Source organism: Shewanella sp. KJ2020 (assembly GCF_024197625.1).
In the GTDB taxonomy this organism is placed as follows: domain Bacteria; phylum Pseudomonadota; class Gammaproteobacteria; order Enterobacterales; family Shewanellaceae; genus Shewanella.
Genome location: NZ_JAKUKD010000031.1, coordinates 142882 through 165992, shown reverse-complemented (window position 1 = coordinate 165992; position 23111 = coordinate 142882). Strand labels below are relative to the sequence as shown.

22 protein-coding genes are annotated in these 23111 nt (G+C 46.1%); 11 read left to right on the top strand and 11 right to left on the bottom strand.

Annotation, left to right across the window (positions count from 1 at the left end; genetic code table 11):
- Positions 1-6: 6 nt before the first annotated feature.
- Positions 7-1245, bottom strand: a complete 1239-nt coding sequence (locus MJO46_RS17545; RefSeq protein WP_253990433.1) for an efflux RND transporter periplasmic adaptor subunit — start codon at positions 1243-1245, stop codon at positions 7-9.
- A gap of 279 nt (positions 1246-1524) precedes the next feature.
- Between MJO46_RS17545 and MJO46_RS17540 the strand changes: the two genes are divergently transcribed.
- On the top strand, positions 1525-2142 hold the full coding sequence (locus tag MJO46_RS17540) for a TetR/AcrR family transcriptional regulator (protein WP_253990432.1): 618 nt from the start codon (positions 1525-1527) through the stop codon (positions 2140-2142).
- Between the two features lie 382 nt (positions 2143-2524).
- Positions 2525-3349 carry an ABC transporter substrate-binding protein gene (locus MJO46_RS17535; protein ID WP_253990431.1) on the top strand — a complete coding sequence of 275 codons (825 nt, stop codon included), beginning with the start codon at positions 2525-2527 and terminating at the stop codon, positions 3347-3349.
- Between the two features lie 4 nt (positions 3350-3353).
- Here MJO46_RS17535 and MJO46_RS17530 read toward each other — a convergent pair whose 3' ends face one another.
- Complete coding sequence (locus tag MJO46_RS17530; RefSeq protein ID WP_253990430.1) at positions 3354-4247, bottom strand: LysR family transcriptional regulator; 894 nt, start codon at positions 4245-4247, stop codon at positions 3354-3356.
- Positions 4248-4388: 141 nt separating this feature from the next.
- On the opposite strand from MJO46_RS17530, the gene MJO46_RS17525 reads away from it, so the two are divergent.
- Together MJO46_RS17525 and MJO46_RS17520 are read left to right on the top strand one after the other, a co-directional pair.
- Positions 4389-5645, top strand: a complete 1257-nt coding sequence (locus MJO46_RS17525; protein ID WP_253990429.1) for an adenylosuccinate synthase — start codon at positions 4389-4391, stop codon at positions 5643-5645.
- Between the two features lie 126 nt (positions 5646-5771).
- Positions 5772-6197, top strand: a complete 426-nt coding sequence (locus tag MJO46_RS17520; RefSeq protein WP_253990428.1) for a thioesterase family protein — start codon at positions 5772-5774, stop codon at positions 6195-6197.
- Between the two features lie 14 nt (positions 6198-6211).
- Here the strand turns inward: MJO46_RS17520 and MJO46_RS17515 are convergent, their stop codons facing one another.
- Both MJO46_RS17515 and MJO46_RS17510 read right to left on the bottom strand, forming a co-directional pair.
- Positions 6212-7708: a bifunctional diguanylate cyclase/phosphodiesterase gene (locus MJO46_RS17515; RefSeq protein ID WP_253990427.1), complete on the bottom strand. Its 1497-nt coding sequence runs from the start codon at positions 7706-7708 to the stop codon at positions 6212-6214.
- A 91-nt stretch (positions 7709-7799) separates the two neighbouring features.
- Complete coding sequence (locus MJO46_RS17510; protein WP_253990426.1) at positions 7800-8642, bottom strand: HDOD domain-containing protein; 843 nt, start codon at positions 8640-8642, stop codon at positions 7800-7802.
- Positions 8643-8936: 294 nt separating this feature from the next.
- Between MJO46_RS17510 and yegQ the strand changes: the two genes are divergently transcribed.
- A complete protein-coding gene (gene yegQ / locus MJO46_RS17505; protein WP_253990425.1) occupies positions 8937-10304 on the top strand; it encodes a tRNA 5-hydroxyuridine modification protein YegQ in 1368 nt (455 codons plus the stop codon).
- Positions 10305-10307: 3 nt separating this feature from the next.
- Entirely contained in the window at positions 10308-10562 is a 255-nt protein-coding gene (locus MJO46_RS17500) for a YfhL family 4Fe-4S dicluster ferredoxin (protein WP_253990424.1), read from the top strand.
- Between the two features lie 107 nt (positions 10563-10669).
- Here the strand turns inward: MJO46_RS17500 and MJO46_RS17495 are convergent, their stop codons facing one another.
- Complete coding sequence (locus tag MJO46_RS17495; protein ID WP_198780739.1) at positions 10670-11206, bottom strand: SCP2 domain-containing protein; 537 nt, start codon at positions 11204-11206, stop codon at positions 10670-10672.
- Between the two features lie 137 nt (positions 11207-11343).
- Between MJO46_RS17495 and MJO46_RS17490 the strand changes: the two genes are divergently transcribed.
- Both MJO46_RS17490 and MJO46_RS17485 read left to right on the top strand, forming a co-directional pair.
- On the top strand, positions 11344-12345 hold the full coding sequence (locus MJO46_RS17490) for a peptidase U32 family protein (protein ID WP_253990423.1): 1002 nt from the start codon (positions 11344-11346) through the stop codon (positions 12343-12345).
- A gap of 41 nt (positions 12346-12386) precedes the next feature.
- Positions 12387-13259 (top strand): U32 family peptidase, encoded by an 873-nt coding sequence (locus tag MJO46_RS17485; RefSeq protein WP_253990422.1) that lies wholly within the window; start codon positions 12387-12389, stop codon positions 13257-13259.
- Here the strand turns inward: MJO46_RS17485 and MJO46_RS17480 are convergent.
- Entirely contained in the window at positions 13252-13974 is a 723-nt protein-coding gene (locus tag MJO46_RS17480) for a hypothetical protein (protein ID WP_253990421.1), read from the bottom strand. The two genes, MJO46_RS17485 and MJO46_RS17480, sit on opposite strands and share 8 nt — an antisense overlap.
- Positions 13975-14500: 526 nt before the next feature.
- Here MJO46_RS17480 and MJO46_RS17475 point away from each other — a divergent pair.
- From MJO46_RS17475 to MJO46_RS17465, 3 genes are all read left to right on the top strand, one after another.
- The gene (locus tag MJO46_RS17475) at positions 14501-15859 is read left to right on the top strand and encodes a YjiH family protein (protein WP_253990420.1); all 1359 of its coding nucleotides are present in this window, start codon (positions 14501-14503) and stop codon (positions 15857-15859) included.
- A 610-nt stretch (positions 15860-16469) separates the two neighbouring features.
- Complete coding sequence (locus MJO46_RS17470) at positions 16470-17360, top strand: site-specific integrase (protein ID WP_253990419.1); 891 nt, start codon at positions 16470-16472, stop codon at positions 17358-17360.
- Positions 17357-18442 (top strand): IS91 family transposase, encoded by a 1086-nt coding sequence (locus MJO46_RS17465; protein WP_069453528.1) that lies wholly within the window; start codon positions 17357-17359, stop codon positions 18440-18442. The genes MJO46_RS17470 and MJO46_RS17465 overlap by 4 nt, the downstream gene beginning before the upstream one ends.
- Positions 18443-18695: 253 nt before the next feature.
- On the opposite strand, the gene MJO46_RS17460 is transcribed toward MJO46_RS17465, so the two are convergent.
- The 5 genes from MJO46_RS17460 to MJO46_RS17440 form a co-directional block, all read right to left on the bottom strand.
- Positions 18696-19118 (bottom strand): hypothetical protein, encoded by a 423-nt coding sequence (locus tag MJO46_RS17460; protein ID WP_253990418.1) that lies wholly within the window; start codon positions 19116-19118, stop codon positions 18696-18698.
- A 401-nt stretch (positions 19119-19519) separates the two neighbouring features.
- Entirely contained in the window at positions 19520-20221 is a 702-nt protein-coding gene (locus MJO46_RS17455; RefSeq protein ID WP_253990417.1) for a hypothetical protein, read from the bottom strand.
- Between the two features lie 87 nt (positions 20222-20308).
- Entirely contained in the window at positions 20309-21040 is a 732-nt protein-coding gene (locus MJO46_RS17450) for a hypothetical protein (protein WP_253990416.1), read from the bottom strand.
- A gap of 823 nt (positions 21041-21863) precedes the next feature.
- Positions 21864-22415, bottom strand: coding sequence for a hypothetical protein (locus tag MJO46_RS17445; protein ID WP_253990415.1), 552 nt, complete (start codon positions 22413-22415; stop codon positions 21864-21866).
- A gap of 274 nt (positions 22416-22689) precedes the next feature.
- Positions 22690-23052 (bottom strand): Mor transcription activator family protein, encoded by a 363-nt coding sequence (locus tag MJO46_RS17440; protein ID WP_253990414.1) that lies wholly within the window; start codon positions 23050-23052, stop codon positions 22690-22692.
- Positions 23053-23111: the final 59 nt, after the last annotated feature.

Genomic DNA, 23111 nt, shown 5'->3' with positions numbered 1-23111 from the left:
TATTCCTTAACCGCGACGCGTCGATTCGACCGCTTGCGCCGTCAAATGGTCTTGGTTTTTATCGAGCATTAATTGGGCTTGGCGCAATGCTTCTAGCTTGTCGCTATCGACCATGTCCACCATGTTTGGCTCAATTTGCATCTTAGGGCGTACGCGCTGCATACCGTTGACTACGATCTTATCTTCGGCTTCTAAACCTTGGGTCACGATTCGAAGCCCTTGGACTTTCTCACCTAAGGTCACGCCGCGATATTCGACCGTGCCATCATTGGCTAGGACTAGCACAAACTTATTATTCAGATCTGTGCCAACGGCTTTATCGTCTATCAAGATACTTTCATAGGCGCCGCTACCTGCGGTGCGAAGGCGGGCAAACAATCCTGGCAGTAAGCTATTGTCTTCATTATCAAAAGTGGCTCGAACTCTAATAGTGCCCGTCTGTTTATCCATGGCATTATCGACAAAGTCGACCATACCAACACGCTGATAATCACGCTCATTGGCTAAGGCCATATACACAGGATTATCGCCCGCGCGGGGATCATTACGTTTCTTCTGCGCGGTTAACTTTACGTATTTAAGGTAGGTTTGCTCGTCTACATCGAAATAGGCATACATGCTGGCGGTGGACACTAAGCTGGTCAGCACACTCTGCCCTGCGGTGACATAGTTACCCGCGGTGACATTGGCGTAGGAGACGCGACCATCAATCGGCGCACGCACTTGGGTATAATCCAAATCGAGTTCGGCCCGCAGCAATGCCGCTTTAACCGAAGCTACGGCCGCCGCAGTTTGACGTTTATTCGACTCTCGGGTGTCGAGTAATTCTGCTGACACCGCTTTTTGGGCAAATAACTTACGAGCGCGTTCTAGATCGTTAGTGGCCAGTTGCTCGGCAGAAAGTGCGCTAGCAAGATCTGCTTTTAACCGGGCCACTTCCGCAGCAAATACGCTGGGATCGATACGGAATAACACCTCGCCTTTTTTCACTAAGGCGCCTTCTTTAAAATTCACTGACTCTATATAACCTGAAACCCGTGGCACTAAAGTCACACTTTCGGGCGCCTGTAGACGGCCGGTAAACTCGTCCCATTCGGTGACTCGCTCGTGCAATACTTGGGCGACATCGACCTTAGGCGCACTGGGTGCGGGACCCTGTTGCGCGGTTTGCTCACCACAAGCAGAAAGGACGACAGCGGCAATGGCCGTTAACATCATTATTCGTAAAGGTTTGTGACTCATCATATTCGTGTCCTCAAAGTGGTGGTCATTCTGTGCAGTTCGAATAAAATACCGACTGGTAAAAAATATTCTGTACTGAGCGGTAATATATAGCGTAAAATGACGCTGTCAACAAATTTATGTACCACTCGGTATAAATTTAAAAGGCGGGTTTTTCATTGAAGGATTGGGAAATACAATTGATGAGTCACTCGCCCGTGCTACCACCCGTAGCAAGTGTGGCTGGACATGGACTAAACCCATGTCTATCCTAGGGGCAATTGAGAATTGAGGAGCCTATTGATGTCAACCGCCACCCAGATGCCCTGCGTAGGTCGCCCGCGAGCCTTCGACACTAATTATGCATTAGCGAAAGCCTTAGAAGTCTTCTGGCGCAAAGGTTTTGAAGGGACGTCATTAACCGATCTCACCCAAGCAATGGGCATTAATAAACCTAGCCTCTATGCCGCCTTCGGTAATAAAGAACAGTTATTTCTCAAGGCGATAGAATTATATGAACAGCGCCCCTGCGCGTTTTTCTACCCAGCACTTGAACAGAAAACCGCCTACCAAGTCGTAGAGTCCATGCTCTTAGGTGCCGCCAGTTCGCTCGCCGATGCTAGCCATCCGCAAGGCTGTTTGATTGTCCAAGGGGCTCTAACCTGTAGCGAAGCGGGTGAAGCCATTAAAGAAACCTTGATCAATCGCCGCCGAGACGGAGAGCAGGCCCTGTGTGAGCGACTACAACGCGCTAAAGACGAAGGGGATTTACCCGAGACAGCCGATCCGCTATTGCTCGCCCGTTATATCGGCACTGTCTTACAAGGCATGGCCGTACAAGCAACCAATGGGATCTGTTCGCAGGAATTGCGCCAAGTGGCTGAGCTGGTGTTAGCGAATTTTCCAAAAAGTAACCGCTAATTTAGCGACTTAATTGAATACCCCCTGTTAAGCCATGGCCTAACGGGGGGTTATTTTTTGGGGAGATTATTTGGGGCGATTTACCATCAATCGTTAATAACCCTATGGATCACGAGTGTCGGGTGTACAAGATTGTCATGAATAGGGCAACAATTGCACACAGTATCTAAAAATTCACGCTTCTGCTCCTCTGAAAGATCGGCATCAATACTGGCGTTGAGTGCAATGTGTTTAAACCGGCCGGATCATCGGAAGGTCCGCTGGAGTTTATCAATTTCATAATGCTATCAATTACATTCAAGCTCCCATAAAATCATTAGCCTAGCGACAGAGACTTATGCTATAAACGCCATATATCAAGGTAGGTATAAACGGACGCCAAATGCGTGTAGGGACTCAAGCAAACATAAAAATACCCCAACTATTTTATTTGCCTTGGTCATTTTCGCTTGGTTTCACTTTGTTATTCTTTTCGGTGGTGAGCTCCCTCGTCTTTGCCGAAGAAGGCTCCCCTCTAGCCAGCATAACTCCCCAACAGGCGATCACTTTGGCGGCGGAAGATAGCTGGCCACCCTTTGCGAATCAGTTCGGACAAGGTATTTCCCACCGCTTAATTACCGCGGCATTTAAGCAATCTAATATCGAAGTTAATAGCCTCGTCGTTCCCTATTCCCGTGCATTAATGATGGCGGAAAAAGGCGCTGTAGACGGTGTTTTTAATGTGACTCGTGAGGCGAGCACTGAGCAGCGATTTGTGTTTGGTACTACACCTTTATTTATTGCAACAGCCTCTTTTTATCATAAAAAAGAACAGGCTATAAAAGCGGCGAATAAATGGGATCTGCCTAAGGGCACTGTCGTTGGGGTGGTAAAAAGCTACGAATATGGTGATGAGTTCCCCCTATTAGTCAAACAAAGGCAGCTCAACCTAGTGCAAGTTGCCACACAACAACAGTTAATTAATTTATTGCTGATAGGACGTATAGATACCGCATTAATGTTCGACCTCGTCGCTAAAGATAATTTACAGAAGATGGGGGTGAGTGATGAGGTGATCCCTGCCTTTAATAATCACAGCAGCAATATTTACCTCGCGTTTTCTAAGGCAAATCCCAAGTCAGTACTGCTCGCTCAGGCACTGGATAAAGGATTATTACAACTTAAAAATGATGGTCAATATCAACAACTCTTCGCCACAGAACAATAGTATATTAAGACTGCTGCGAGCGGATAATCTCTTGATTTACCCAGTATAAAAGCTGTTTTATCGCCTTAGAAAGAATCTGATTTTGCCGCACTATATAGCCCAAACTCGTACTTGGAAATTGCGGCAGAGGCGTGACCTTAGTCGTCAAATTAGCCTTAGTGTAAATCGAAAACTCGGGCACAATCGCGACCCCAAATCCGGCTTCAGCCCAATCAATTTGCGCATCAACACTGCCCACCTCCATGATCCTGTAACTGGGCAGGTTTAAGGATGGGAGTGCGGGATCCAATAACTCACGGGTACGGGTATCGTGGCCGAGTAAAATCAATGTCGGTTGCTCGGCTAGTGGCGTATCCGCTGACAATTTAGCCTGCTGCCAAAGTTCAAGATTATCCCCAAGGGCACACCATTTAATTTGCTGTAATTCAGTAAAATGCAGCGGTTGGCTCTCCTTTTGTGCAATCACAAAGCCTAAATCGGCTTCGGCATTGGTCACTAACTCCGAGGCCTGCGAAGATGTGGTATTAAGCAGTGAAAAATCAATTCCCGGAAACTCCGCTTTAAAGAGTTGAAACGGTTGGATCAACAGCAACCGCGAAATAATATCACTCGCCGCTATGGTCAAGGTGCCTTGGCTAAGATCATTAATGGCATTCAGATCCGCCTGGCAAATTTGTAATTCCATCAGAGTCTTTTGGCTGCTCTCTAACAGACGAAATCCCGCCTGCGTTAATCGAAAGGGATTACGTTCAATCAACTTCACCCGAGTCGTTTGCTCTAACTGCTTAATGTGTAAGCTCACATTAGGCTGTGTCATATGCAATGCCGCCGCAGCCTTACCAAAATGCTTATATTCAGCGAGGGCAACAAAGGTTTTTAACCAATGGAGATCGAGCATAGTGCACCCCAAGACAGTAAAAATGTATTAATCACGGGATAATGATATATGAAATCCTTATCAGCACGATAACTATAATTAATTTCTCTTATTTATATTGGAGGTCTAGCATAACCGCTTAATCAATGTGGAGATGATGTTATGCCGTCTATCGTGGTTGTGGGTGCAAATTGGGGTGATGAAGGCAAAGGCCGCATCGTAGATTATTTAGCCGCAGATGCTGCTGCGAGTGTTCGCTTTCAAGGTGGTAACAACGCAGGCCATACGGTCGTTAACGACTATGGCACCTTTAAATTACACCAATTACCTAGCGGTATTTTCAACCCTAACTGTATTGCAGTTCTTGGTCCTGGTATGGTGATCAGCCCTGAAAAACTCAGTGTAGAAATTGCTGAAGTGGAAGCTGCAGGCATTGACGTTAAGCTGTGCATTTCTGACCGCGCCACCCTGTGCTTACCGATTCATGCACTGGAAGATACCTTAGAAGAACAACGTCTTGGCGATCTTGCCTACGGTTCAACCCGTCAAGGCATTGCGCCCGCCTATGGCGATCGCGTGATGAAAAAAGGCATTTTAGTCGGCTGGTTAAAGCAACCCGAAGTGCTGCAAGAGCGCATTCAATTTATGCTTGACTGGAAACTGCCACAGTTAAAAGCACTTTATCCAAGCTGTGACTTTAGCCAAACCGCCGCCGAAATGACCCAGTGGTTATTAGAAGTAACTGCGCCATGGCGTCCGTTTATTTGTAATGTGACAGAGCCATTAAAAGCATTACAAAAACAAGATGCTAACCTATTATTCGAAGCCCAATTAGGTGCGGGTCGTGACTTGATTTACGGTGAATATCCGTACACAACCTCTTCTAACGTAACCGCGGCTTTCGCTGGTTTAGGCAGTGGTTTACCTGCACTGCGCCCAGAGCGTGTGATTGCAGTGGCGAAAGCCTTTAGCTCATCAGTAGGCACAGGCACCTTAGTGACTGCAATGGAAGAGCAGGATGATTTCCGTAAAAACGCCAACGAGTTTGGTGCAACCACGGGTCGTCCACGGGATATGGGTTACTTCGATGCCGTTGCTACTCGCAATGGTGTTGAGCTGCAAGCGGCAACTGAAATCGCCCTGACCAAGATTGACTGTCTGACTGGCATGAAAGATCTCAAGATTTGTATTGCCTACGACGGTGAGCACACTGAGAACCCCATTTGGCCACAAACGGCTGCATTGAGCCCAGTGTATGAGCAAATGCCAAGTTGGAGCGAAGATATTACCACTTGCCGCACCTTCGAAAGCCTGCCAAAGGCCGCGCAGCAATATGTTGAACGTATCGAAGAGTTAATGGGTGTGCGCGTCAGCATGGTATCCGTTGGACCTGAACGCGATCAAATGATCATCCGCTAATAGCGACGTTTACCCTAAGCCATATTCACTTCGGTGAATATGGCTTTTTGCTTTTTGTAGTTTTGTTTAACGCCATAAACCGCTAGACTGCGCCCAACGATAAACTCAAAAACTTGCTTATATCCCATGCCACAATTTAGCCCAACCTATTCTTTCCCGGTACAAATTTACTACGAAGATACCGATTTTTCTGGCGTGGTTTATCACCCTAACTTTTTGAAATACTTTGAGCGCGCCCGCGAGCATGTGATTGGTGCCGAGCGTTTAAGTGCCCTGTGGCAACAAAATCAACTGGGTTTTGCCGTGTATCGTAGCGATATGTTGTGTCATGAAGGTGTGGAATTTGCCGATATTATCGATGTGCGCACTCGGTTTTATTTTGAGAGTAAATATCGCACCGTATGGCAACAGGAAATATGGCGACCACAGGGCAAAAAACCTGCGGTGACGGCCACGATTGAAATGGTGTGCATGAATCAAGCCCGCCAACTCGCCCCAATGCCAGCGGAGTTAATTGCTGCCCTCAGTAGCGGATTTGAACTGAACCAATAAGCATCCAAGTAAACCTAAAAGCGTCGCTGTAACTGAGCCCAGTTCATTTCCAGTTCTGCGGCTCTCATAGGTTTAGCGTAATGCATACCCTGCAGTGTATCTGCGCCCATTTCTACTAAAATCTCACGTATTTCAGGGGTTTCAACCCCTTCGACAGTAACATCATAGCCGAGCTTTTTCGCGATGTTGATACTCGCCTCGAGGATGTATTCCGCCGATTTATTCTGCTCAAGATCCCTTAAAAAAGCCTTATCAATTTTGACCTCATTGGCGGGCAAATGCTTTAAATACGCGAGGGATGAGTGACCAGTGCCAAAGTCATCGATAGCGAGTTTGATCCCCAGTTTGCGAATTTTCCCTAAGGTTTCCACGGCCTTATTAAGATCCGCCATCAAGGTACTTTCGGTGATTTCGATCATTAAACATTCTGGGGGCAACTGGTAATGGGTAAGACGCGCCGCCAACTCCTGGGGCAAGGTTTCACTGTCAAGATCCCGGGTCGATAGATTGACCGCCACACACAGCTTCATCCCCATGGCCCGCCATTTTACCTGCTGAGCTAACACTTGCTCCAACGCCCAACGACTCACTAAATCAATCATGCCTGCGTATTCGGCCAAGGGAATAAACTCACTAGGAGAAATAAACCCTAAGGTTTCGTGATCCCAGCGTATTAACGCTTCGACTTGAGTGCACTGTCCCGTTTTTACATCCTGCTTAGGCTGGTACACCATATACAAATGATTACGCTGTAAGCCTTTGGGTAAGCTATCAATAATCTGTAGTTCCCGCAGTTGCCTAATATCATCATTCTCACTGTAATAGGCAATGGCACTGCGTGTCACACGCGCTTTGTTAAGGGCAAGATCGAGTCTGCGTAGCATATTACTGGCATCGGCATGGTGCTGCTCTAGCTGTACGCACCCCACCTGAACCCGCACGCTGACAGGCGTGTCTTTAATCCTAAAGGGCACCTGTAGGCGGCCGCGCAGTTGCTGTAATTGCTCCTCAGATAGGCTCTGCTCATAGTACAGAAAAAACTCATCGCCATTTAAACGCGCAATCAGCCTTGGGGCGACACTGAGGTTGGTTAGTCGTTCGGCAAACTGCTGCAGTAAGATATCGCCAAACACAAAGCCGAAAAGATCATTCACGTAGCGAAACCGATAGATATCGAGCAACACCATAGTGCCTTGGGTGATCGGCATCATGGAGGCTAAGGTGCGTTTCAGCCCGAGGCGGTTGCTGAGCCCGGTCAGTTTGTCCTTACCCGTTCCTGCGGGTAAGGCGGCTAACATCTCATTTAAAGAGTGATAGAGCGGGGCAAATTCCTGCGGCACTATGGGGATATTGAGGGGCTGGCGTTCAATCTTTTGCTGGTCAAGCTGCGGACAAAGTTGCGCTAAAAATCGTTGTTGTTGTCGCAAAGAGCGGTATTTTTCTAACAAAATGTACAGCACACCTATCAAGATGATAAACAGTGCTACCCCAATAAATCCCAACATAATCATACCTAGGCCTCAATCTTACCGCGTAAGCTTATTTCCAATGGGACTCAGCGTTTGTCGCACCGAGTCACCATTTGAGTTCCATTTAGGCCGACTATTGGTAACTTTCTCTAATAGAATGGAATTTATCCATAAACTCATCGCTGGCGAGATCGCCAGCCGATACAGGCAATCCCCGTGCAACAAATACGTCTAAACGCTGCTCTAACTCTGTGCCAGCACGCAATTCACCCGAATAAAATGCCGCGGCGCGGATAAAATCTAAGTAAGTCACATGCTCGGGCAAATAAGGAAGATCCGCCCAGCGCTCAACCACTTCCATCACTTCGGGGGCAAAATCCCAACTCTTTAATACGGCCCGTCCTAACGGACCCTGCATTTTACGCACCAGCGAACGTAATTGATCAATGCTAGTAAATAACTCTGGATGCGCTTCGGCCTCGGTTAATACGGGTAAAGCCCCGATGTTATGCACTAGCCCCGCCAAGGTTAAGGTATCAAAGTTTAACCCACTGCCATGGCGACGCCTATTGTACATCTGCAACATAGCGCAAGCCGCCGCGGTAACATCGATGGAGGTCCGCCACACTTCATCCATCACTTCCCACACCATTTCATTGGTGGAAATAAATAATTGTTCCATCGCAACGGACGTGGCAATGCTTTTGATCTGAATTAATCCAATACGTGAAACGGCGCTGTTAATGCTCTCGGCGGGAATACCACGACTATATAAAGCACTGTTGGCCACTTTGATGATCCGAGCCGAAATCGCCGCATCTTGGCCAATCACTTCGGCCACTTGTTTAAGGCTGGCATCGGAACGTCCCACGACTTCCTGCACCCGCATTGCGACTTCGGGTAAGGTTGGCAATACTAAGGCATCATCTTTTAGTTTTTTTAATAAGCCGACTAACAGTAGATGTTCGGTAGACATCTTAGCTCCCATCAATCTATCAATATAAACATTGGATAGTTGGAGTATATCAGTTGGCTGTGATGAGATGAGTAGAAAAAGCGGCCAAGGTTAATAATTTGTATGATTGCGTTATCAATTTTCCCCATAGAGTGCTTTGCTGTTCCATTCCCGAGGGATTAAAACGCTTACATTCGCAAAGTGTGAAGTACAGCTAAAGTTAGGCGTCGCCATTTGCATAACCCTACTTCCATTGTGTAAAATGCCGCCCCCGCGCACTGCGCCTCTATTCTACCAACCAATTCGAGAGTCATTATGTTTAAACCAGAGCTACTATCTCCCGCAGGGACGCTGAAAAACATGCGCTATGCTTTTGCCTATGGTGCAGATGCTGTGTATGCCGGTCAGCCAAGATATAGCTTAAGGGTACGCAATAATGACTTTAAAATGGAAAACCTTGCCACAGGGATTGAAGAAGCCCATGCGCTGGGTAAAAAGCTCTATGTGGTGAGCAATATCGCGCCCCACAATGCCAAACTTAAAACCTATATCAAGGATATGGAGCCCGTAGTGGCGATGAAGCCAGATGCGCTGATCATGTCCGATCCGGGTTTAATCATGATGGTGCGTGAGGCGTTTCCCGATCAAGTCGTGCATTTATCCGTGCAGGCAAATGCCATCAACTGGGCCTCGGTCAAGTTTTGGCAAACCCAAGGTATCAAGCGCGTGATCCTGTCCCGCGAGTTGTCCTTAGATGAAATCGAAGAAATTCGTCAGCGCTGCCCCGATATTGAGCTCGAAGTGTTTGTCCATGGTGCCCTGTGTATGGCCTATTCTGGCCGTTGTTTACTCTCGGGTTATATCAATAAACGCGATCCTAACCAAGGCACTTGCACTAATGCTTGCCGCTGGAAATACGACGTGCACGAAGCGCAGCAAAACGACAGTGGCGACATCATTGCCATGCCCAATGCAGTACAAATCGAAACACCAACGACCTTAGGTGCTGGCGCGCCAACGGATCAAATCTTCCTGCTGCAGGAAGCCAATCGTCCCGGCGAATACATGCCAGCCTTTGAAGATGAGCATGGTACTTATATCATGAACTCTAAAGACTTACGGGCTATTCAGCACGTTGAGCGCCTAACAAAAATGGGCATAGACTCACTCAAAATCGAAGGCCGTACTAAATCTTTCTATTACGTGGCTCGCACCGCACAGCTCTATCGCCGCGCGATTGAAGATGCGTCATCGGGTAAAGATTTCGATCGCAGCCTAATGAATCAATTAGAAGGGCTGGCCCACCGTGGCTATACCGAAGGCTTTTTACGTCGCCATGTGCATGATGAATATCAAAATTACGACTATGGCTACTCAGTTAGCGATACCCAACAGTTTGTGGGTGAACTGACGGGTAAACGCAATCTGGCTGGCCTTGCTGAAATCGAAGTGAAGAATAAATTCTCCGTTGGCGACAGTGTCGAGCTGATGACGCCGCAGGGTAATATGAACCTGACGATTGAGCACCTCGAAAACCGCAAAGCGGAAGCGGTTGAAGCGGGCCTAGGTTCGGGGCACACTGTGTATCTACCCGTGCCTAAGGAAGTCGATTTGAGCCACGGTATTTTGCTGCGTAACCTGCCCCAAGGCCAGGATACCCGCAACCCACATGAACTAGGTTAAGGTATGTCATTACTGATCGACGATAGCTGCATCAACTGCGACATGTGTGAGCCTGAGTGTCCTAATCAGGCGATCACTATGGGCGAAGAGATCTATGAAATCGACCCTGACCGCTGCACCGAATGCGTGGGTCATTACGATAAACCGACCTGCGTGTCCGTCTGCCCTATTGATTGTATCGACCCCGATCCAAACCGTATCGAGTCCAACGATGAATTGTTAGTGAAATTTGCCCTGCTAACACAAAAGCCGTTGTAGTACTCATTCAGCGTTAAAATGATAAAAAAGCCCCGGAGAGATATCTCTGGGGCTTTTTTATATAAAGTTCAAAATACGTTTTTAGCTTTCGCATTTAACTTTCATATTTAGCTAAGGCTTGGGGTTTTACCAAGGATAACCGTTGGTTTAGCGGCAATTTGCAGACGCTCAATCATTGCGGCGAGTTTTTCAACGCTGAGGCGAATGGGGGTTGGCATACTGGCAAATTCGATGCTGAGCAGCAGGTTTTTCACTTCGAGCCCAAGTTCTGTGTCGCCTTGAATACTCAACTTACGCTGGAAGAATAACGTATCGGGATCTTCCTTTGCCGCCGCCACTAACAGGAGTTCTGCCGAGTTAGCACTAAAGGTCACCTGGGCGTCGGTCAACTTTCTCACTTGCCATTGGCCATTAAAACTCACCTCAAAGTCGAGGTCTAAGTCCTCTACCCGGATAGCCACCCATTTATCGACTAAAAATGTTAGCTCATCGTCCGCCATTTGTTGGGCTAACAGCAGCCCCAACAGTTGGCTAATGGCTTTTGCCTTCAAGCTGAAGGGAACTTTCCCAAGGGGAAAACGCATTAATTTAGGGGTAAAGGTTAACAGTTGCTTAGCAACATTTGCTGAAAAAACAGCGGACATACGCAAATTCCTACGGAAAAAAACACGATATATCTCAGTTTACCTAGATTTTATGATCTTAAACCTGTTTTAAATCAATTCACCGTCATTCAATCTTGCCTACACTCTGCGGCTATTATTTTATCGGGAGCACCATTATGGAGTTATTGTGTCCAGCGGGAAATCTGGCCTCGTTAAAGGCGGCACTACAGGCCGGAGCCGACGCGGTATACCTAGGATTAAAAGATGATACCAATGCACGTTCATTTGCAGGGTTAAACTTCACCCCGGCAAAATTACAGGAAGCGGCGGAACTTACGCACAAGCAAGGTAAAAAAATCTTTTTAACCTTAAATACCTTCCCTAAGCCAGGTGAAGAACACCGTTGGTATCAAGCTATTGATTTAGCAGCAAAGCTTGGTATGGATGCCCTAATCGTTGCCGATCTTTCTTTACTCGATTATGCCCACAGGCACTATCCCAAGCTGCCGCTGCATTTATCGGTGCAGGCCAGTGCCACTAACCTAGGGGCGCTTAATTTTTATAAGGAAACCTTCAATATCGCCCGAGTCGTACTGCCGCGGGTCTTATCCATGAAGCAAGTGCGCGACTTGGCCAAGGTCAGCCAAGTGGATTTAGAAGTGTTCGCCTTCGGCAGCCTGTGCATTATGGCCGAGGGGCGTTGCCATTTATCCTCCTATGTGACCGGCCAATCCCCCAACACCGGCGGCTCCTGCTCTCCCGCAAAGCATGTGCGCTGGGAAGAACAAGGTCAGGACAGACTCACTCGCCTCAATGAGGTGCTTATTGACAAGTCGGGGCTCGATGAGCAAATGGGCTATCCCGTGGTGTGTAAAGGCCGTTATCTCACCGAAGATCAGGACTCGCCCCAGTATTTACTCGAGTCACCGACCAGTTTGAACACCCTAAGCTTACTGCCCGAACTTGCCAAGGCGGGCATAGTGTCGCTGAAAATTGAAGGCCGCCAACGCAGCCCTGCCTATGTTGAGCAAGTCACTAAAGTTTGGCGTCAAGCCATAGATACCTACCTCAATAATCCCGAGCAATTCCAAAGCCAATCCCATTGGGAACAGGCACTGGCAAAGGTGTCCGAAGGGCAAATTACCACTCTGGGTGCCTATGAGCGCAATTGGCAATAAACGGTCAATCACAGATAACAAAAATGGATAAAGGAGGAGTGATGAATATTTCCCTAGGGCCGTTGCTATATTGCTGGCAAAAACAACAGGTCATTGATTTTTACCAACAAGTTTCTACCAGTCGCATTCCCTTAGTGTATTTAGGCGAAGCCGTTTGTAGCCGTAGACGCGAACTCAAATGGGGCGATTATCTAGCTATAGCGCAGATGCTCAAACAGGCGGGTAAAGAGGTGGTGATATCAACGCTGGCATTAATCGAAGCGCCCTCTGAATATGCGGAGCTAAAACGCCAAGTCGAAAATGGCGAATTTATCGTCGAAGCGAACGATATGGCGGCAGTGTATCTTGCCCAAGAACATAAACTGCCCTTTGTCTGCGGTGCGAGTATCAATAACTACAACCGCGCCAGTTTAGATATCCTGCAACGCATTGGTATGAAAAGGTTTGTGATGCCAGTGGAGTTATCTAAGGCCTGGCTTAGCCAAGTGATCCAAGAAAAACCCTCATTTGAAGTTGAAGTGTTAGGCCATGGCTATTTGCCCCTCGCCCATTCGGCGCGCTGCTTTACCGCAAGGCACAAACAACTCACTAAGGACAGCTGCGAAACGGTTTGCCGGCAGTACAGCAAAGGGCTGCTCGCCCAAACCCAGGAACAGCAACCTCTGCTTAGGCTTAATGGCATACAAACCCAGTCGGCCCATTGCTTAGATCTACGTGGTGAAATAGTCACTATGGCTAAGATGGGAGTCGATATTTTTAGGATATCCCCCAGCAGTATGGAATGCATAACTATGGCCGATACCTTAGTCGATACGCTCAACGCCCCTGAATTGTCGCCCCACTTTCCCATGAGTGCAGAGCAATGCAATGGCTACTGGTTTGGCGAGGCTGGTGTCGCCATTCATATTAGTTAGGCTGTTTTTCAGACACTGGCACTTTGGTAAAACTGAGCTGACTCAGTAACAGGGCGCCCACCCACCCCAATAAGCTCCCCAGCCCTAGCCACTCTAATAGGGCTGGCCACCATAAGCTTGGGCGTGGAAACTGCAGCACCATTTCCTGATAAAAAGGCCTATCCCCTTCGGTGAGCCCCAAAGATAACTGCGGGGCATAGAGGAATGTCATCATGCTGGCGAACACCATCAGCGCCAGTAATACCGTTAAACGGCCAAAAGCCGCGCGACTCACTAGGACTAAAACCAAATAAAATATTGCGCTAAGGCTGCCAAAATAGAAAAACCATTTCAGGCCTAAAATGTGTAAATGGTACACATTGACCGGAAACAGACCTACACAGGCTAAGGCTAAAAAAGTGAAGGCTAGGCAGATAAAAAAAGGATACTCCCAGAAGGACGTCACGTTTTGCAACGAGGATAAGCAATAAAAAACAATGCTTAAACTGCCAAAAAACAACCCACCATTGAGGACCACTGCATAGGCAGAATGCCCATAGGTACCGAGTTCACTTAGGGTGTAGTTTAAAAAGTTAAAGGTTTCTCGCTCGGAATAGTTAAATCCGACGATAGACACAACAATCCCTAGCAATAACCCAAAGAGACCAAGAAAGCCAAATTTAGTGGCGAGCACTGACCCCTTCTTTATCGTGATACTTGATCGTGTAACAGTCATGAGTAATTTAGCCAAATAGAGGTAGTAATACCTTACATGGAAATAAAAAGATTTAAAGCGGCGCACATCCGCTTTATCGGAAAATTTTTACTTTCCGCATCTTTATCGACTTTTTAGTCATACTCAATTGGGGTTAACAGTTGGCTAAACATGGCTAAATCCTCCTTGGCTGGTATTTTTTAGTCGAATACAAATACGAACCGCCATAAATGATAAAACTGCGCACCTTACTAAAACTGACGCAATATAAAATCATAAGCAATTGATTTAAAAACAACTAACCTTAAACCACTCCGTTAAGCACTGCAACAACCCCTTGATACTGGCGCCGAAATAACTATGCTGTTTTGTTGCTTATATCAAACTAACTAGCGAATCGTTTTACATAGAGGGGCTAAGCGAGTAATCTTCCCCCTTCTCGATTTTGAGCTGAATGAAAATGCACCTTAACTGACCCTAAAAACGGTTTTGGATGGCGGCTTATTCAAGTTTATTTTGTGCGACTCGTACTTTAAGGTGTACACCATTGGCTACTGAACATAAAAACCGCAACATAAAGACGATACTCACCTTTATCGTCCCTTCGCTGATAGGTCTGCTGCTGTTTATGACCCCGATCAGCTATAACGATGCGATCACTATTCCAATCGCAATCATCTCTAAGGCGCTGCAAAATGCGTTGAGTGGAGTTCTCACCTTAATCGTCACGACGATTGTGGTGGCTATGGCACTTGCCTCCCTGCTCACCAAAATGCTCAAGCCTAAGTTTGTTCTCAATAACCACTTTCTCAACGGCTTGCTCAATATCAGCCCCATGTGGTTAACGACTCGGGTTGTCGGCGCTCTCTTTATTATGCTGACCTATTTTGCCGTTGGCCCCGAAGCGATTCACTCCTCCAGTACGGGCGCCTTAGTCTTAAACGACTTACTGCCCGTGTTGTTCTCGGTGTTTATTTTCGCGGGCATGTTATTGCCACTGCTACTGAACTTCGGCCTACTCGAACTCTTTGGCACACTGTTAACTAAGATCATGCGCCCAGTGTTCAACTTACCGGGTCGTAGCGCTATCGACTGTATGGCCTCTTGGTTAGGCGATGGTAGTGTCGGTATTTTGCTGACCAGCAAGCAGTATGAAGCGCGTTTTTATACTCAGAGGGAAGCGGCTGTTATCGGCACGACGTTCTCTGCGGTATCGATCACTTTTAGCTTAGTGGTCATCTCGCAGGTGAAGTTAGAGCATATGTTTGTGCCCTTCTATTTGACAGTATGCCTTGCGGGCTTTGCCGCCGCTGTGATTGTGCCTAAGTTGCCCCCCTTATCACGGAAGAAAGATAACTATATCGACGATACGCCACGTTTACCCGATGATGAAATCATTCCCGCGGGACACGGCGCTTTCTCCTGGGGTTTTGATAAGGCCCTAGAAAAAGCCGCCAGCGCCGGTGGCATAAAAGCCGTATTGAATGAAGGCGTTAAGAACGTGATCGATATGGTATTTGGCATTATCCCAGTGGTGATGGCAATTGGTACCACGGCGCTGATCATTGCCGAACATACGCCTATCTTTAACTACTTAGGTATGCCGTTTATTCCATTACTCGAATTACTGCATATTCCAGAAGCCACCGAAGCCTCTAAAACTATCGTTGTGGGCTTTGCCGATATGTTTATTCCGTCGATTCTCGCCAGTTCAATTGAGTCGGATATGACCCGTTTTGTGATTGCGGCATTATCTGTGACTCAGTTGATTTATATGAGCGAAGTCGGCGCACTGCTGATTGGCAGTAAAATTCCGGTGAACTTTGTTGAGCTGTTCGTGATATTTATCCTGCGTACCTTAGTGACGCTGCCAGTGATTGCCGGCGTGGCTCACCTGCTATTCTAAGCGCAACATCGCCTTAAATATCAAGGGGAGTCAGGTTAACTGACTCCCCTTTTTGCACTAACTCATACACAAACTGACTGTTTTGATTATGTAGTGTGGCTTAAGCGTACAAAAGCCACTCGACACCACACAACTTACTTTGGGACAGAAGTGCGTTAAATATAGAAGAGCAAATACCACTAAATGGCTTATTGCTTGGTTATTAAATGCAGGTCCATATTGAAGGGCGAACCATGGTATTTGCTCGACGACACGCAGCTAGTCCATCCGTGGATGCTCGACCGCCCCGTCCATGGGGCGGACGGTCGTCTCGCTAATAACCATGGCTCACCTGTTTAACATCGGTGTAGCCTGTTTGTTTTAAAGCAGATATGTGACTCGTTTCGGGACAAAAGCATGTTAGATTCCCAACTCTAATTATTGAGTTTCGGATTAAAATTTCTATGGGTTTAACGCCTCAAGAAGAGGCGCGCTTTAGCGCGACCTTCTTGCTTGACTTGTTGAACGAAGCCGCTTTGCGGCAGGAACAAGATAAAACCATCCTTTTGCCCCTCATCCTAAATACTTGCTAGACGCGACCTGCTTCGGTCGCAAACCTAGGAGTATCATCATGGACATTCACGAACAACAACGCTTTGATTTACTTTATGAACAACATCTTACCAACTTAACCTTGCAAGGCAAGCGGCCTGCAACCATTGATGCCTATAGCCGAGCTATACGCCGTATTGCGGCATATTTTGACTGCTGCCCCGACACCTTGACCACCGATGATTTGAAGCACTATTTTGCTGATTTGATTGCCTCACATTCTTGGAGCACCGTCAAACTCGACCGCAACGGTTTGCAGTTTTTCTACTTTCACGTTCTCAACAAATCTTGGCAGTGGCTTCATATTGTTAAGCCTCCACAGGTGAAACACCTGCCCGATATCCTGACGCCCTGCGAGGTCGCGATGGTTATCAGCCTCACGCGTCAACTGCGTTATCAGGTTTGTTTCTTAACCCTGTACAGCATGGGATTGCGCCTTGGTGAAGCGATTTCATTACAGGTCGGGGATATTGATGCGGGGCTGATGCAGGTGCATATCCGTGATGCTAAAGGGGGCAAGGATAGACTGGTGCCGTTACCTCAACGCACCTTGTTAGCGTTAAGGTTCTATTGGCGCACCCACCGTCATCCTCGTTGGCTATTTCCGAGTAAAGATAATCAACCTGACTCACTCATGGACAGAGGTGGGCTCCAAAAAGCCATGAAGCAAGTCATTTCCGAGTGCAATATTCATAAAGCCATCAGTCCGCACAGTCTACGTCACAGTTATGCCACCCATTTGCTGGAGCAAGGACTCGATTTGCGCTCGGTGCAAACACTGCTCGGCCACCATAGCCTGAATACCACCGCCCGTTACACGCAGCTCACTGATATCACCCGTAAAAATACCTGTGAGGCAATTAACCAACTAACCAACGGCTTAGCCTTGAGGTGGGAGTGTGGGTTATGAGCCAGTTTATCGATATCTTACGTCAACATCTGGCGGATTTTCGGCAGCGTTATGCCCATCAAATCACCCCAGAGATAAAGGATGCTATCCATGCCATGCTCAGCTGTCGTTGCAACACGGCGAGGGTGAGTTGCTGGGATTGTCAAACCTGCGAGCAACAGCTTGAGTTTCCGCTCTCTTGTGGTCATCGCAGTTGCCCACAGTGTCAACATGGCACCACATGTGACTGGTTGAGTAAACAACAAGCTAAGTTATTACCGGTGAATTATTTTATGGTGACCTTTACCTTGCCGTTTGAATTAAGAGCCATAGCAAAATCGCAACCCGAGCCGTTCTATCACGCCATGTTTACCGTAGCAGCGGGTGTACTCAAAGACTTTGCAGCACGCTCCCCTAAGCTCAGTGGTGACATCGGCTTCACGGGGGTATTGCATACTCACAGTCGGCGTAGAGACTACCATCCACATCTGCACTTCATTATCCCCGCAGGGAGCTACCACTCTGGCAAGCGGCAATGGCGTAAGTGTAAAACCCATTACTTATTTAACGCCTTTAATCTTGCCAAGGTGTGGCGAGCACGTTTACTGGCTTATCTGAGTGACACGCTTCAGCTTAAACTGCCACATCAATCTCCCTCAAAATGGGTGGTCGATTGTCAGTTTGTCGGTAAAGGTGCGCCTGCACTGCAATATCTGTCGCGCTACCTTTATCGGGGCGTTTTACCCGACAGCAGTATTTGTCGTCATGTCGATAATCAGGTGAGTTTTACCTATCAAGACAGTCAGACTCGCTGCCAACAAGTACGCAGCTTGCCCGCCGTCGAATTTCTGTGGTTGATATTACAACATGTATTACCCAAAGGATTACGGCGAGTGCGTGACTATGGCTTACTGCGAGGTAATGCCAAAACGCTACGGCAACAAATCCAACTGATGCTGGCTGTCGCAGGAGCCGCTTTCCCCGTATTACCAGAGGTCAAACGTGCCTTAGCCGTGCGCTATTGCCCTTGTTGCTATCTCGCGATGCATTTTATGGGCGTTCATGTGCGTCATCGACCGACAGACGCTAACATCATCGCCTAAGGCGAGAAGTATAAGGATAACGGGTTAACCAAACAGAATGAGGACTCGATAACAGCTTGATGAGTAGGTAATAAAAATATTAGCCCGTTCGCTAAGGGCGGGTCATGTCTGCATAAAAGTCTCTTTTAAAATAAGACCTTCGCCAGTACACATTCTCAATCCGCTATTTGCATAATAAAGTGTCAACAACCAGCATCGGGCTTGTTCAACACTTGGGATAAGGTCGCGGCTACGCGCGGCCTATCCTTATTTGTTAAGCGGCATACAGGGTAACTATGACACCGGCAACAAAGAAAACTAAACTTATAAGCGCTGATTTCAAAAGAGACTTACTACCCTCCGACCGCAACTCACCCCGAAGTGTCTGTGCAATAGCCTCTACTTCAGACTCTTTTAGTTTGGCTAAACTTTCGTATCTATTTACATCATCCTGAAGCTTGGTAACCATCGAATGCCGCTTTTGGATTTCTTGCTCGATTTCATTTGTGAGAGAAATGGACTCTTTCAGTGCCTTCGATAATCGCTCGATACGCTCAGACGTGGTTTCACCCCGCTTTTCTTTTATTTTCCTCTCAAGTTTTACTTTTAGATATTCCATACCAATTGCAGCACCACCTGCAACCAGGAAAGTAGGAAGAATTTTCAAGAAAAGCTCTGTAGTGACAATAGAACTCATATCTGTCCTTGACGCTTAACATTTTATTAGTGTGCATGCGCGTTTACCTCGTTGGACCAGTGAAAACGCGCACGGTTAACTATCTGTATGCAAAGAACTTATCAGCTTTCTGCCAAATACACCATCTGGAAAAACGCGCATGCGCGTTTTCCAAACCTATTAACTAATTTTGGGAAAGTTTATGCGGATGATTTTTAAGGGTTTTTGATCTGTAGCGCGATAATTGCGGCAATTTTTCACGATAATTTGATTTTCGACCATTCCACAATCCTTCAGCGATATCTCGCAAAATTGGTATAATTCTTCCCATTTTTACTGAAAGAGATAGTGACATCGAATACAGGTTTTAGCTGGTTTCGCAGAATGGTAGTCAGCCACTAGCTATTGATCATATTGAATTGTTACTTGGATTTTGGAATAAGCCTTATAGGTTTGTCCAACAATGATTCTGTTTCGTGCACTTGGGCGATATCCTCCACGTTCCCGATTCTCAGCGGGTATGCTCCAGTAGAGTTTCGTTGCTTGAAAGCAATTCGCCATTCATATTGCCATGAGTACGCTGAAAACTTATCAAAAACATCCAAAGCTCCATGATGTTTTTCACGCTCTAAATATGAAACTCGCTTGGCCAGTACATTATCTTCTCTTGTGGTGTATATATTTGGATCATTTGATAATGCTAGCTTCAGACGCCGCTCAAACTCCCCGATATCTGAACCACTAATGATGATCGCTCGGTTACCAAAATTTTTGAATTTTTCAGATAAGAAAAGACCTGAGTCACCCGCCTCAAGAATGTTCTCATCACTAATTTTAGTCATGCTATAGATGTTAGTTTCATCTTCAGCGTCATAACGAATATCTAATCTTCCTTCAACGCCATCAAACACATGATCAGCAAACTCAATTATGAGTTCTTCAGCTTTGTAACTAGCAGCCAACCCTTCGTGCTGGTCACCTCGTAACGCAACATCAGTATCTTCGTAATTTCTGAAGAATTCGATATTATTCATGAAGAGCAAACCTTCTTTTATAAAAGAATCAACATATTGCTCATCCATAAATTTTATTAAGATTCTAAATACTTTTTTGGGATCATCCATGATTTCAGATTCCTTTTGGATATGGATTTCTTGAGTATGAAAATGTCAATAAATAAGTAAGACTTAACCTTTAGCTGCTTAGTACGTTTATTGTGGGGCGTAAATTTTCTTCGCTAATGAGTTAACAAACTCTTCAATCTGAAGAACTGTATCTTTTGCAATCTCCTTATCAACTATAATTAATTGGCCATCTGTTTTTTTCCCATCTCGGTGAACTATGTCATGTCTAAGGGCTGTGATCGTACATACTTGAGAAATATCAATTTTTATATCTCTGCCCAGAACTGCCTTTAAAACCTCCCTGATTTTAGGGATATTGTGATACATCAGTTTTGACAATTCCGTTACTGCAAAACCTCTTGCACCATCTGTTTGTTTAGCTATTTCACTTATCGTAAATTTGCAATCCTTTAGAGTATCTACGTTATTTATAGCATTAAAGAAATATCTATCATCAGTAATGATCAAGGATCTAATAGTGTCAGCTAGAAATGATTCCATTAATGTTACGGCGTATGCGTAGGTCATTTTGTAGAATGTATCTTCGTTATAAGTAGGAAGTGTCATTTCAAGCAGGTCTTTTAACTTGCTTATTTGCAAGTGAAATGTCTGGTGTATTTCTGAGTGAGCATGCTGTTTGTACCAATCGAAAAACTCGGTAATTGCTTCGTTGCTGGCGTGCATATTAGACCACTCTTCAGCTAGCGATTCCCAACCTGGAGTGTCTTCGTCAGCATACTCATCATCCAGTTCTTCGCAAATCCACCGTCTCATTTCCTCTAGATCATAGTCAAACAAATACTCCTTAATTGAACTCATTAATTTGATCCTTCCTAAGAAATAACCAGCAGGACGTATCGTCGCTGCTTTTGGCTTTATAAAGTAGATACAACGATGTTATGCTCTTATCTCTTTGAACGCAAACATGAAATATTGAGTGTGACCTATTTGTTATGTGAGATAATGCAGAACGCAGGTTGCAAGAACTATGTACTATTTGCTGTAGGTGTTTTCACCTTGTAATTACGAATGCAGAGAAATATCGCCACTGTCGATTAAATGGCTTGCTCCAGTATACAGCTTAAGCTGTACAGGTAGATGATGAGTTCTCGGTAGAGGGGGGCGAGGTACTGTTACCAAATCACTGCTCGGAAGCATCAAACTAGATGAACACATCCGTTGTTACAGCAGCACCTCAGCAATGGCTTGGTTAAATAACTCTTTATCGGCTGAAGTCGCAACAAACAGCGCTTCAAATAGATCGTCTATCATCCACGCCTCATCGCCTTTGGCTGCTTACGCAATCGCGTGATACTCGCGAATTGCCTCAATCGTGATGGGGGCATTCAGTATATTCAGGACACGTGTTAAGTTGGCATTTGGGGGAGTCAATAATGTTCCTTATCCCTATGGCGTGAGGCTATAGTTTTACAGCTACGCCATGTCTGCGGCTTAAGTCAGATTAGCACTGGTCGGGACTTTTACATGATCCATGGCATAGGATTAAAACCAATAATCTTGGAGGCTTTGCAGTTTAGGTAAGATGGTGGGCACTTGTTTCACACAATAACACTTAAAAAGTAACGTTTGCAGCCAATTATAGTCTCAGCTACAAACGTTACCTATCAGAACCTCTCGCGTATCAAAGCCCCATTTCTGTGAGTAATGCTGCACGTGTTGTCATTAATTCATCAGCATCAACTTGCCCATAAACTTTGTTTACTCGGCTGCCGTAATAACCGTCACCAACACCGCCTAGCATGCTGGTAATCGTCATGAGCTTTTGAATGCCAATACGCAAGCTATCAGGCAGTTCAGCAGGGAATGTCGCTAATACTTCCTCTTGCTTGAGATTCCACATCGTTTTAGAGGTCATTTCAACAGACTTTTGGAGTTGGTTTTGTTCTATGTCCCCCCAAGCCTTAATCTTAGCCTCTACGTTATCGATTAATTGAATGCAGTCGGCATACACGACTTCTGCTTGCTGGTAATTCTGTTTGGCAGTGTTGTATTCAGCATCAGTTATGGCATTGCGCATGGCCAATTTAGCGTTATCCATGCTTAAGCGGTTAACGTTAAGACGGTTACGTAGTTCAGGCAAACGCGTATTTCGTAGATCCAGAAACACTTGCTTTTTATCATTGTAAGTCGCGAGGGCTTGTTTATAGGTATTAATGGCATCTTGCATTGTCATGATCATCTCCAAGGAACAATTTAATTGGTGGTTAAAGCTAACGTTTCAACAGGGCTAATTGAGAATCGAGCGATCTATTTCTTTAGCTGGCCGTTATTCGGGGGGAATTCAAGTTCTTTTGATTTTTTACTCTGATAAATCGAAAGCAGCCGCGTCACATGCTTATTTCGATTTTGAGTCGCAGCTGTTGTGTTGCTCAGATATCGACGGTATGAAGACATCACATCCTCCTTCTATAAAATGGCTAACCAAAGCGCTGTCACTAAAAGCGTTACTAGCTTCGATTAAGTTGGCGTATTTGCGCGACGATGTTGTCTATTTGTCGCCTGCTAAACCCATGCTCCTTTGCAAGCTCATCAGCGTTACGGCCATTAAAGGCTTGATAGATGCGAAGGTTGCGGATGAAGCGCGACAGCGAACTGCCACGGGGCAAATAGATGTCACGGCCACCAAGGTAGATTGAGATGTCAGTAATGAGTTTTTCAGCTAATAGCGGCTTATCGAGCTTTTCTTTTGCTAAGCGGTTATCAATGATACTCACGAGTTCGGCCAAGTTTTTAGGCCATTTCCGCTTGAGTTGATTTAACTGTTGAGTATCAAGCGAATCGAGGTCGAGCAATTCTTCATTTAGGGACATCACAGACTCCAAATCAGGTGTTTGTTAGTCCCCATTAGATGATATCTGGAAGGATTTCG